We start from the raw sequence: 12,641 nt of genomic DNA on the forward strand, positions 1-12,641 counted from the left end.
ATAATTGGATGGATTTTTAACATCAAAAGGTGGTTGGAAGAAGAACTGTAGGTTAATTTTGTAAGTATAGAAATGTCGTTGAAATCCCCAAATAAACGAATTATTTTTATCACTAATAAGTCACCATTTAATACTATACATATGTCTATTTTCGATAAAAGAATCAATTATAAACCTTTTGAGTATCCAGAAGTATTGCAATTTACAGAAGCCATAAATAAAGCGTATTGGGTACATTCCGAAGTCGATTTTACTGCTGATACTCAGGATTTTCATTCGCATTTGAATGCAGCCGAAAAAACAGCGATCAAAAACAGTTTGTTGGCCATTGCTCAAATTGAAGTAGCAGTAAAAAGTTTTTGGGGTAATATTTACGAGCATTTCCCAAAACCGGAATTCAACGGATTAGGAAGTACTTTTGCTGAATGTGAATTCAGGCATTCTGAGGCTTATTCGCGTCTTTTGGAGGTTTTAGGTTATAATGATGAATTCGAAAAACTGATGGAAATTCCGGTAATCCGCAAACGTGTCGATTATCTTTCGAATGTATTAAAAGATACCAAATCACAAGACAATAAAAAGTATGTGGTTTCGCTGATATTGTTCAGCATTCTGATCGAAAATGTATCACTTTTTAGCCAATTTGCGATTTTATTGTCGTTTACAAGGTTTAAAGGATATATGAAAAATGTGAGTAACATTATCGCATGGACTTCTATCGACGAACAAATTCATGCCAATGGCGGAATTTATATTGTAAATAAAATACGCGAGGAATTCCCGGATTATTTCGATGAAGAAACTTTAACGCTTATCAGAGAAACGGTTAAGGATTCGATCAATGTAGAAGCAGATATATTAGACTGGATTTTTGAAGATGGTGAAATCGAAACAATCAAAAAAGCAGATTTGGTAAACTTCATGAAATTTAGAATAGATGAAAGTCTGACGCAAATCAATATTCCAACAATATTTAATGTTCCTGCCGATGATTATAAAGCAATGGCATGGTTCGAAGAAGAAGTTTTTGCCAACAGTCTTGATGATTTCTTTGCGAAAAGACCGGTAGAATATACCAAACACGACAAAAGTATTACGGCAAACGACCTTTTCTAAAAACAGCAAATTACAATTATGAATACAATAGATACAATTTCAGGAAACAGCGCTCCGTTAAGCGAAGCAGACAATAAAATGTGGTGGAAAAACTCTGAAAGTGAGCAAATTTTAAATCGTGGATATCTTTTAAAAGGTGAAACTGTAGAAGGTGCAATTGACAGAATTTGTACTGCTGCAGCAAAAAGATTGTACAAACCCGAATTAAAAGAGTCTTTTGTAGAAATGATCGAACGCGGCTGGATGAGTATTAGTTCACCTGTTTGGGCCAATATGGGAACAGAACGCGGTTTGCCAATTTCTTGTTTTAATGTCCACGTTCCGGATGAAATCGAAGGAATTACGCATAAATTAGGTGAAGTAATCATGCAAACCAAAATTGGTGGAGGAACATCCGGATATTTTGGAGAATTGCGCGAAAGAGGAAGCGCCGTAACCGATAACGGAAAGAGTAGTGGAGCAGTAAGTTTTATGAAACTTTTTGATACGACAATGGATACCATTTCGCAAGGTGGCGTTCGCCGAGGAGCATTTGCAGCTTATTTAGATGTAGATCACCCGGATATCGAAGAGTTTTTGAAGATAAAAAGCATCGGAAATCCAATTCAGAATTTGTTTACCGGAATTTGTGTACCCGATTACTGGATGCAGGAAATGATTGATGGTGATGCCGATAAAAGACAAGTTTGGGCTAAAGTTCTCGAAAGCCGTCAGCAAAAAGGATTGCCTTATATCTTTTTTAGCGACAACGTAAACAAGAACAAACCACAAGTTTATAAAGACAAAAACCTGCGTATTAATGCAAGTAATTTGTGTAGCGAAATCATGTTGCCATCAAGTTTTGACGAATCGTTTATTTGCTGCCTTTCGTCAATGAATCTGGAACTTTATGAAGAGTGGAAAGATACTGAAGCAGTAAAATTAGCGATCTTTTTCCTTGATGCCGTTTTACAGGAATTTATCGAAAAAACCGAAGGCAACTATTATCTGGCAGCAGCGAATCGTTTTGCAAAAAGACACCGCGCACTCGGATTAGGAGTTTTAGGATGGCATTCGTATTTACAAAAAAATATGATTCCGTTTGAAGGTCTTGAAGCTAAAATGAAAACAACAGAAATTTTCAAACATATCAGTGACAAAGCCGATAAAGCCACTCAGGATTTAGCACGTATTTACGGCGAACCTGAATTGCTAAAAGGATACGGAAGACGTAATACCACGACAATGGCAATTGCTCCAACCACTTCATCATCGGCTATTTTAGGACAAACTTCGCCAGGAATTGAGCCTTTTAGCAGCAATTATTATAAAGCCGGTTTGAGCAAAGGTAATTTTATGCGTAAAAATAAATACCTAAAAGCATTATTAGAAGAAAAAGGGCTGGATAATGAGGAAGTTTGGAGAGAAATCATGCTAAATGGCGGAAGCGTTCAGCACATGAGTCAGTTGAGTCAAAATGAGCGAGATGTCTTTAAAACCTTTAAAGAAATCAGTCAGTTAGAGATTGTACAGCAGGCATCCATCCGTCAGAAATATGTAGATCAGGGGCAAAGCATTAACTTGAATATCCCTTCGGATTTACCAATTAAAGAAGTAAACCGTTTGCTGATTGAAGCGTGGCAATTAGGAATCAAAAGTTTGTATTACCAACGCAGCCAAAGTGTATCTAAAGAATTAGTGACGAGTTTGGTAACTTGTAGTAGTTGCGAATCATAAAAGTAAAGGCTGTTTGTTTAGACAGCCTTTTTTTTGTGACAATTTTTGGCCCACGGATTTTACGGGTTGAGCGGGTTTTCGCTGGTTTTTTTTTAGCGTGCGGTATCTTTGTCAAAGTTTGTCATCGCATTTTTGTCATCCCGACGAACGAGGGATCTCCGCAAGTAACTCGACAAAAAAATGTCACCACAATCTTGTCATCTCGACCGAAGGGAGAGATCACACAAGAAATGCCGCAAACAAAATCACCAATCTTTGGCGAGTTCCGAGTGTGATCTCTCCCTTCGGTCGAGATGACAAAAGATACGCTGCTAAAATGATTCAATAATAATAAAAAAAAGACTGCCTTTTTACAGACAGTCTCTTTCAAACTAAAAAAACAAAAACCTAATGGCTTTTACTATTTTCAAAACCTAAAATAGTAATGGTATAAGGCGTATTCGAAACCTTGATTTTCTTAGCAATTGCCATAGTCGATAAGTTCAGCTGAAACAATTCTCCCGTGCTTGGAGAAGTGATGTACGCAAAATTCTCTGTTAACTGAATTTGAGGTTTTGATGTGGCATCGCTCGCCGTTTCCGGAATTACTTTTGCCTCTTTTTCAACCTGTAAACTCGTTAAGTTGAATAGTTTAAATTCACCAGAAAACAATAGAATTCCTAATTTGCTGTTGTTGTAGCTTACTTTGCATTGCATAATTTTGGTGCTTTGCAAAATTGGTTTTATCGTTGCAGCTGCAACATCAATTAAATAAGCGCCTTTTGCGGCAGTAAATCCTATGAATTTTCCTTTGGCTTTAGTTTCTAAAATGGTTCCAAACCAAGCAGTTCCAAAATCTTCAGGAAGTGCAATCAGTTTTTGTTTTCCTGAACTTTCTACTACAAGAACACCGCTTGCAGAACCAAAAACAGCGTAAGTTCCGTCAGAAGCATTTCCGTGGATTCCTTTTGTTGCAACAGTAGATTCGAATAACGTTTTTCCTGTATTGTCGATAATTTTTACTTTTTCAGGTAATGTTCCCGCAACCGAATTATCTTTTTGGGTAATGGCATAAGTTCCGTTTGAGAAAGTCGCCATCGCACCGTGATGCGCCAATAAACCAGCATTAATCACTTTAAATTTTGCCCCTGCAGTATTGATTTCAGATTCTTTCGCAACAGATAAACTTCCGTCTCCATCGTTGAAAGTCAGCAATTCTCCAATTTTACTTTTAAAATGCGTTGGCAAAAGCGATTGTCCTGTTAAGGCACCAAATTTTGGAATTCCGTCTACATCAACATGATCGCCGTGACTTTCGAATCCGCTGTCAAAAGTTTCAACTGTATTGTCTGCCCGGTGTACAATTCCGGCATATCTTCCTGATTCTGTAGTATAAAGCGCTGACTTTGCAAATTTAGCATTAAAAGAAGTTGTCGTCGCATCAACCGGATTTACAAGTGTAATGGCGGTTGTTTTTTCATCAGAAAGTAATACTCGCAAATATTTATATTCGGCCAGCGTTTCTTCGGGCGTTTCGGTGGCATTGTCATCGTCATTGCTACAAGAGACAGCAAAAATGGATAAAGCAAATAAGAAAATGATTTTGAAATAATTGTTTTTCATGGTAAAACGTGTTTAAATTAATTTGGATTTAAAAAAATGTGTAGATTAAAAATTGATGGTAATAGGCATTGATTTGTATACACTTAAATTATAAGTGGTGTTTTTGTATAAAAGAACCCAATTGTACTGACCTGATTGCCACGATTTGTCTGCCGTGGTTGGGTTTCCTTCAGCATCTTTGTCTGCGCCAACAACAATACTTTCGCCACCCCAAACATCATCGATCTTTTGCAGCGTCGCAATTTTTGAAGCCGGAGCAAGACCTTTGTGTTCTACTTTTGAAATCACAATAACTTTTTTGAAATCAAGATTGTCAATACTTTCGGGATGATAATTAAGACTCTTTTTTATCAAAACCGAATAAAAAATTCCGTCACCCATAATCTGGCTTACTTGTGCATGTGCCGTAATTTTATCGTTCTTTTTGAAGATTAATTCCGGTTCTACCCAGGTTTCCATATAATAAATCAGATCGTCATTTCGCGAAAGCATATCACGGCCAATTAGCGGATCAGCAGGCATGTTGGCAGGATCTGTAATGGTAAGTTCTTCTTTGATTTCGAGCTGTGATCCGTTTTCATCCAGAACAATAAACGAGAAATCAAATTTACCTTCGGGAGCATCGGCAGGAATATTGAAATGCTTATGAACATTGGTATTTTTAGCCCCTTTGTATTCTGCAAAAGACAATTCGAATTTCCAGTCTTTAGTATACGTTTCACCTTTTTTTGGAAGTATTTTAATCTGTACATCAGCGATTTTGTCACCAGCAAGAACATCAGCATTAAAATGGAAATCACGGCCAATCAAGGCTTTTTTGTTATTGCCGGTTCCAATTTCAACGTTGGTGGCTGTTGGTTTCGAAACTTCGTTGTTATCATTGTTATCATCGTTGTTACAGGCTGTAAAAGAAGATGCAGCCACAAAAAACAGCAGAAATAATTTTGCTTTTTTCATAAGGAATTGAGGTTTGTTAATTGAATTCATATTAAATTGATTTATGTATTAAAAAGGGAATTTTTACCGATAGAATAATGTTTCTGCTGGCTTCAGGAAGTTCGATCAACCTGTAAAAACTGGTATGATTGAGGTATTTTGTATTGAATAAATTCTGTACCTGAAGGCTAATAATAAAATCCTGTTGTCCTGCTTTTGCTTTGGTTCCCATCGCGAGATTGAAGACGTTGCTGGCTGCAGTTTTTCTTTCGGGTGGAACAATTTGATTTTGTTGCGCCGTATACCGATAATCAAGCGATAAATAAGTGTCTTTTAAGTTTTTGATTTCCGGATTGTAGGTCATCCCAAATAAAACCGAAGCCGGCGGAGAAAAGGGAAGTGTATAGCCCTTTTTGCTCCCGGACAATTGTTCCGAATAAAGATATTCAGCCAGGATTTCAACGCTTAAATTTTTCAGAAACTGATAACGGGTTTGCAATTCGCCGCCGTAACGCATCACTTTACTTTGCTCATATTCAAAAACCTGATTGCCTGCACCGTAATAAATATCATGCTGCGAAGTAGGATTGAGGTAAATGTAATTGGGGAAATAATTCAAAAACGGACTCAGCTGTACCGACCATTTGTTTTCCTGCCATTCCATACCAAGATCTAACTGATACGAACGCTCTGCCGATAAATTAGGATCTCCTTTTTCGAACCTGAAATAATGATAATTCACGCCGTTTGAAGCCAGTTCTTTGGCAATTGGCATTCTGAAACTTGTTCCCAAATTGGCTTTAATCGATAATTGCCCTGGCGTATAATTAACACCTGCTGACCAGTTGAAACTATTGAAAGTTCTGGTAAGCTCTTGAGATCTTTGTAAATATTGCTGAGTAGTCTGACCATTTTCGGTAATTTCGCTTTGAAACCAATCGGTGTATGGTTTCATTTCGATTTGACCATGATCGAGCCGAATGGCACCGTGAAGCAGCCACAAATCATTGAGCTGAAATTTATCGTAAACAAATAATCCTGCATTTGATTGTTTGAAAGCAGGAATCAGGAAACTCCAGCCGTTAATCGCATTTCGCTGCTGTTCGCCATTTAAACCGGCGGTAAATTGATGTTTACCTATTGAAAATTCATCTTTAACAGCAACTGAAAAAACTTCTTTATCATATTGTCTTTCCAAGTCCTTTGGCGCATACATATCGTCAGGATAAATAGGCGGCATGTAACCATGATTGACATAATGGCTCCATTCGCGACGGAAATTCTGCTGAAAACCCAATTGTGTTTCTAGTTTATGAATTCCCAATGTAAAGGAAGTCGTATTACTAATTTTAGTATGCGTAACTTCCTGAAAAGGCATCAGAATATCACGGCTCGATTTGTCGTGAAGTTCCGTGTCAACGTTTCGGGGTTCAAGTCCGTGTGCATTGGCAAAAAAGCCACTTTTGGTGTAAATATTACTTACGTAAAAAATAGATTTAAAGCGATCAGAAACATAACCTACACTTCCGTGTACATCCATTTCACGACCTGCTGTATTTCGCAAATGATTTTTGTACAGAGGAACCGCATAGTTATAAACCTGAACTATATCAGTTGGTACGCGGTAATCGCCATAATCCATAGCGGTTATTCTGGTATCGAAAAACCATTTTTCATTTCGGCCAAATAAATTAAAAGAGCCTCCAAATTGTTCGTTGTTGCTCTTTCCGGTAAAATCAACGCTTCCGCCCAAAACATGCTGAGCAGGAAAAGGCACTGGTTTTATATTGATTGCCCCGCCAATCGCATCAGATCCGTACATAAAAGAAGATGGTCCTTTGATAATTTCTACCCGATTTACGGCATATTGATCGATTTCTAAACCATGATCGGCACCCCATTGCTGGCCTTCGTGTTTGATGCCATTTTCAACCACAATAACCTGATTAAAACTCAGTCCGCGAATCAGGGGCTTTGAACCTCCGGAACCAATAGAAATTGTTTTAACTCCAGGAATTCTTTGCAAGGATTGCATTAGGCTTCCGCCGAGATTGCGCTGGATAAAACTGCTGTTGACGGTTTCAATATTCAGGGATTCCTGCTTTTTTCGACGCGATTCATAATTAGCTGCAATGACAACTTCCTGCAATTGTTTTACCTCAGGTTTTAACAAAATTGTAGGTATCGTATTTGAATTTTCATCCAAAGAAAGTTTCATTTCATAAAACGAATAACCGGAATGACTCACTGTTAATTTTTTAGAATTTTTAGGAATTTGAGGAAAGTAGAAATGTCCTTTTTGATCTGTAATTGTACTTATAGCAGAAGGATAAATCGTTACGATAGCGCCATCTAACGGTTTATGTCCGTCGGAAAATACGCTGCCGGATACACGAACAGATTGTGCTGCAGCATTTGTAACTAAAGCAAAAAAACAAAGCAACAGGAAAAATGTCCGTAATCGATTCGGTTTATTTTCGTTCATCAATTCATTATAAAATTTTAATACTTAAGCCTTTAATCGTTTGCCAGCCTTCTTTATCAGTCAAACGAATCATGAAATGATAATCGCCCGGATCGATATCGGTCGGGATTGTAATTTCCTGAACAGCTTCGTAACTTTTTGGTCCGTCTGGAATTGTAACGGAATTGATGTACAACAACGGATTCACAGGTTTTTTGATAGGATCTGCAGCACAATTATTGACTTCGGTGCTGTGCGTGTGATGATCAAAATTGTGGTGAATGTCAAGACTGTAAGATCCCAAAGCGGCATTGTCTGTAAATTTTGCCCTAAAAGTGATTTTTTGTCCGCGCGTAATTTCGCTGCATTGTATCGGGAATGCATTTGTTGCGGAATTATCAATTACAGGATATTCGGTGTCAATTTCGTTGTTGTCACTGCTACAGGAGGCGAGAGCGAAAATACTTAGTAAAACGACGACAAGAATTTTGGTTTGCTTCATTTTGTTGATTTTTAAAGGGTTCATATTTAGAAAATTGAGTTACGGAAACAGGAAACAATTATTAATTGTTAATTGTTAATTGTGAATTGGGAAAATAGGTCGTGCGAAGTGCTGATTCAATTAGAATATTGAATTTATTTTTTATAGAAAATAAGGCGTATTACTAATTTTTAATCTGATTTTAGACAACGTAGTTTTATTCCCCGTAAGGGAAAATTTTACGTTTTAAAATAAGCGAAACCGTTTCTATGCAAATTTTTGCAAGAAAAATGGAATAGTAATGATTAGAAAAAGTGAATTACTTTTCCGGCATTATTTGATTCTAAACAAATAAATACAAATCAATTCGCATAATGAAAAATGATTTACTTTTTTGGGTTTTAGAAAGTAGGAGGTGCTCTCAGAGAGAATAGAGAACCCTTAAAAAATGCGGAAAATGATTTTGAATAAAAACAGGTAAAATGAATTATTGTACTGTTTTTGTAAAACTGAAACGTAACAAATTCAAAAGTAGTAACAGGACTAAATTTAAAATGACAAATAGCACATTCTTCGTTCGAATGATCTTGAATTTTAAACTCGGTTTTTGCCGTATGATGTTGGTGCTGAATGCATTTATGCGCAACATTATGGCTTTGTATGTGTTCGTACGAATGTATTGCCGGAAATAGTATAGCAAATACTACTATTAGAGGCATAAAAAGATTTAAGATTTTAAAATTCTTTTTCATTCAGATGAATCGATATTGATAATGCAATATTGTTGCAAATATAAAATTCTTATTTACAAATGCAACATTGTTTCATTAAAAAAATATAATAATTATTGAGATAGAGAGAGTAAAGAGTAAAGAGTAAAGAATTGAGAATTAAGAAGATTTTAAAATCAAAACTTAGATTTCAGTCGGCTAAGGGTTTCCTGCGAAACATTGATATAGGAGGCTACGATTTTGTTGGGTAATCGTTTTACAATCGTTGGATTTATTTTAAGCAGCCATTGGTAGCGTTCTAAAGCATCCATGGTGGTAAACGACATCAGTCTGTTGGTATTATTAACGTAGGCTTTTTCTAAATACGAACAATAAAATGGCATCCATTCCGGAATGGTTTTGAGCAGGTGATTAAAATCTTCGTGGCTTATGTACAAAAGCTCCGATTTTTCGATGACCTGAATATATTCCAAAGAAGGTAATTTGGTAATAAAACTCACTAATGCTGTAGCAATCTGATTTTCGAATGCAATATATCGGGTAACATCTTTTCCTTCTTCATTGATAAAATAGAGTCTCAAACAGCCTTTGCCCACAAAATAAGTATGCTGACTGGTTTGTCCCGCCGAAAGCAAAAGGTCATTTTTGTCTTGTTGTAAAGGTTTAAAATAAGACAAAATCGTATTGAGGTTTTCATCAGAAACCTCAATACGATTTTTTATATAATCACCAAGTTGCTCGTATATCATTTGTTACTTATAATCTCTCACAAATTTGCGGTAATAAATAATATCTTCAATAGACAATACTACCAAATCGTGTTCTTCTGCAAAGCTAATGATTTTGTCCAGTTTAGCCATACTGCCATCTTCATTCATTAATTCACATAAAACAGCTTCGGGTTGTAAACCTGCTAATTTCATCAAATCTACGCTGCCTTCGGTATGGCCGTTTCGTTCGAGAACGCCGTTGTTTTTGGCGCGTAAAGGGAAAATATGTCCGGGTCTGGCTAAATCTGTTGCTTTTGCATTTACAGCGCTTGCAGCTTTTATTGTGGTAATGCGATCTGCTGCCGAAACTCCTGTGGTTACGCCTTCTTTTGCTTCGATCGTAATCGTAAAAGGAGTTTGAAAACTGCTTGTATTTTCCTGAACCATATAAGGCAATTCGAGTTGGTCTGCTTTTTCGTTAGGCAAACAAAGGCAAACGATTCCGCTGCATTCGCGAATCATCATTGCCATGTTTTGAACGTTTATATGTTGTGCCGAAAAAATCAGGTCGCCTTCGTTTTCACGGTCTTCGTCATCGGTTAATAAAATTCCTTTTCCGTTTTGTAAATGTTGTAAAGCATTTTCTACGCGTTGTATGCTGGTTAAACCAAATTTCTCTAAAGGATAGGTTAGTGTGCTGATCATTTTGTTTTAAGTATTTTAAATTAATGAGCAGCAAATCTAGAATTGTTTACTATGCAAAAGTTTGATGTAGGTCAATAAAATGCGCTTTTTAGTTGGCTCCGAATTTTAAGTGTGACGCGAAAAAAAGGTTGCCACGAATTTGCTTCGCCTGTTCGCTATCGCTCGAGTCACGAATTTTCACTAATTATTATGCGAAAGAGTTTGACCACAAATTACACAAATTTTCACAAATTATTTTTAATATTGCGCATAAAGATTGATTTAAAGTATTGTTTTTAAACTCAAAGATTGGAAAAGAAATTAGCGAAGATTCGTGAATTCGTGGCGATCATTAACACAAAGAATCACAAAATAAAATTTGCGAAAATTTGCGTAATTGGTGGTTAAATAGTCCCATAATAATTAGCGAAAATTCGTGAATTCGTGGCGATCATTAACACAAAGAAAGACAAAAGAAATTTGCGAAAATTTGCGGTTAAATAATCCCCTAATAATTAGTGATAATTAGTGAAATTCGTGGCAAAAAACTTTTAAACTAGTTTAAGAAGCGCTTCCGTATCGATAACTTCTGCAAATTCGTTATGCAAACTCGCCAATGATATTTGGTGCACTAATTCCGAATCGTATTTTTCGCCGTTGATGCCCACTCTGTCAAAGGTGGCTGTGGCATCAGAAATTAGATAGACATCAAAACCAAAATTACCCGCCATTCTTGTGGTTGTCGAGACGCAATGATTTGTGGTAAGTCCTACAATTACCAGTTTGGTGATTCCGAGATTGTCGAGTCTTTCTTTTAAATCAGTTCCGATAAAAGCGCTGTTGACATTTTTTGAAATTACAGGCTCGCCAACAATTGGTTTTACTTCATTTTTAATTTCAAATCCCGGCTGTGAAGCGTGGAGTTTCGAATCGGAATGTATGGAACTATGCACGATATGAAAAACGGGTAATTGAAGCGTTCGCCATTGTTCGAGAATCTGAGCCATTTTTGTTTCGGCATCTTTGTTGTTGCGGTTTCCGCCCCAATAATTTTCTTCATTAAAACCTTTCTGAACATCAATTAAAATAAGGGCTGCATTTTGGTCTCTAAGCTTCATCTTTTTATCAATTAGATTAGTAGACGCAAATTTACCTTTCTGTTAAAGATCAAAAAAGGACAAACGATAGTCGTTTTAAGACCACTTATTTTTTATTGTTGAAGGCAAAGTATCAAGATGAGATTCTAGTACAACACGCAATTGTTTCGAGGTTTTATAACCGCACAAATGTGCAATATGTTCTATTTTATAATCAGCATTAGTGAGCAGACTTTTTGCCTTTTCGATTCTAAGTTTCGTTCGATATTCGGCGATGGTAATTCCGGTTTGTTTCTTGAAAATTCGGGTTAGATTTCTCGGGCCAATGTGAACCAATTCGGCAAGAAAATCAATTGTAGCTGTTTTATCAAGGTTTGAAATAATCCAATCCTGAATGATGTGAATTTTTTCGTCACGATGATTTCGGTTTTGCAGATAAACACTTTCCTGTTCGTCGTCTCCGTGTCTTCTTTTATATACGACCAATTCTTTAGCAATTGTTGCTGCAGTTTCTTTGTCGTGTCGTTGTTCGATAATATGCAGTGCCAGATCGATTCCGGTTATGATTCCGGCGCTGGTATAAATAGTTCCGGACTGGGTAAATAAAGTATTGCTTTGTGTTTGGGCAAGCGGAAAATCTTTTTTGAGTTTATCTACCAGTTTCCAATGCGTCGTACATTCTTTGTGGTTTAAAAGTCCGGCTTTCGCCAAAAGAAAAGCGCCGGAACAAATGCTGCAAATGGTGGTTTCATTTTTGTTTACTTTCTGAAGCCATTCAAAAAACGAAGCATCTTCGGCATTCAGATCGATTTGATGCGTGCTGCTTCCGGAAATAACAACAATATCATTTTCCTTTGGATTCGTTTTAGAAAAGTGGGTGAGTGCTGCCAATTCTAATCCCGAAGAACAAATTACAGATGATTGACTGCTAATATATTTCAACTGATACTGAAGTCCTAAACCTATTGCCTCCTGAAAAACTTCGACAACGCCGCTTAAATCCAAAAGTGTAACTTGTTTAGGGATGTAAAAATAAACCGTTGTTAGTGTTTCTTTCATTTTTTAGTATGTATTATCCACATTTTTGACACAAAAATAAATCAT

General features: G+C 36.7%; 11 protein-coding genes. 2 read left to right on the plus strand and 9 right to left on the minus strand.

What is annotated here, in order from left to right:
• The first annotated feature begins 141 nt into the window (after positions 1-141).
• Positions 142-1,116, plus strand: a complete 975-nt coding sequence (locus tag FLP_RS12075) for a ribonucleotide-diphosphate reductase subunit beta (protein ID WP_065449755.1) — start codon at positions 142-144, stop codon at positions 1,114-1,116.
• Between the two features lie 18 nt (positions 1,117-1,134).
• A complete protein-coding gene (locus FLP_RS12080; RefSeq protein WP_065449756.1) occupies positions 1,135-2,832 on the plus strand; it encodes a ribonucleoside-diphosphate reductase subunit alpha in 1,698 nt (565 codons plus the stop codon).
• A 387-nt stretch (positions 2,833-3,219) separates the two neighbouring features.
• Here FLP_RS12080 and FLP_RS12085 read toward each other — a convergent pair whose 3' ends face one another.
• The 9 genes from FLP_RS12085 to FLP_RS12125 all read right to left on the minus strand — a co-directional run bounded on the left by FLP_RS12085 (position 3,220) and on the right by FLP_RS12125 (position 12,596).
• A complete protein-coding gene (locus FLP_RS12085; protein WP_065449757.1) occupies positions 3,220-4,434 on the minus strand; it encodes a hypothetical protein in 1,215 nt (404 codons plus the stop codon).
• A gap of 45 nt (positions 4,435-4,479) precedes the next feature.
• On the minus strand, positions 4,480-5,391 hold the full coding sequence (locus FLP_RS12090) for a DUF4625 domain-containing protein (RefSeq protein ID WP_065450268.1): 912 nt from the start codon (positions 5,389-5,391) through the stop codon (positions 4,480-4,482).
• A gap of 31 nt (positions 5,392-5,422) precedes the next feature.
• Positions 5,423-7,855 (minus strand): TonB-dependent receptor, encoded by a 2,433-nt coding sequence (locus FLP_RS12095; RefSeq protein WP_065449758.1) that lies wholly within the window; start codon positions 7,853-7,855, stop codon positions 5,423-5,425.
• Between the two features lie 7 nt (positions 7,856-7,862).
• Positions 7,863-8,336 carry a DUF4625 domain-containing protein gene (locus FLP_RS12100; RefSeq protein WP_065450269.1) on the minus strand — a complete coding sequence of 158 codons (474 nt, stop codon included), beginning with the start codon at positions 8,334-8,336 and terminating at the stop codon, positions 7,863-7,865.
• Between the two features lie 380 nt (positions 8,337-8,716).
• Positions 8,717-9,034 carry a hypothetical protein gene (locus FLP_RS12105; protein WP_244894297.1) on the minus strand — a complete coding sequence of 106 codons (318 nt, stop codon included), beginning with the start codon at positions 9,032-9,034 and terminating at the stop codon, positions 8,717-8,719.
• A gap of 188 nt (positions 9,035-9,222) precedes the next feature.
• The gene (locus FLP_RS12110) at positions 9,223-9,795 is read right to left on the minus strand and encodes a Crp/Fnr family transcriptional regulator (RefSeq protein WP_174548791.1); all 573 of its coding nucleotides are present in this window, start codon (positions 9,793-9,795) and stop codon (positions 9,223-9,225) included.
• Positions 9,796-9,798: 3 nt separating this feature from the next.
• Complete coding sequence (ribB, locus tag FLP_RS12115) at positions 9,799-10,461, minus strand: 3,4-dihydroxy-2-butanone-4-phosphate synthase (RefSeq protein WP_065449760.1); 663 nt, start codon at positions 10,459-10,461, stop codon at positions 9,799-9,801.
• Positions 10,462-10,991: 530 nt separating this feature from the next.
• Positions 10,992-11,558: a cysteine hydrolase family protein gene (locus tag FLP_RS12120; protein WP_065449761.1), complete on the minus strand. Its 567-nt coding sequence runs from the start codon at positions 11,556-11,558 to the stop codon at positions 10,992-10,994.
• 75 nt (positions 11,559-11,633) lie between these two features.
• Positions 11,634-12,596 carry a GlxA family transcriptional regulator gene (locus FLP_RS12125; RefSeq protein WP_065449762.1) on the minus strand — a complete coding sequence of 321 codons (963 nt, stop codon included), beginning with the start codon at positions 12,594-12,596 and terminating at the stop codon, positions 11,634-11,636.
• Positions 12,597-12,641: the final 45 nt, after the last annotated feature.

It is taken from the genome of Flavobacterium piscis (genome assembly GCF_001686925.1).
Lineage (GTDB): Bacteria > Bacteroidota > Bacteroidia > Flavobacteriales > Flavobacteriaceae > Flavobacterium > Flavobacterium piscis.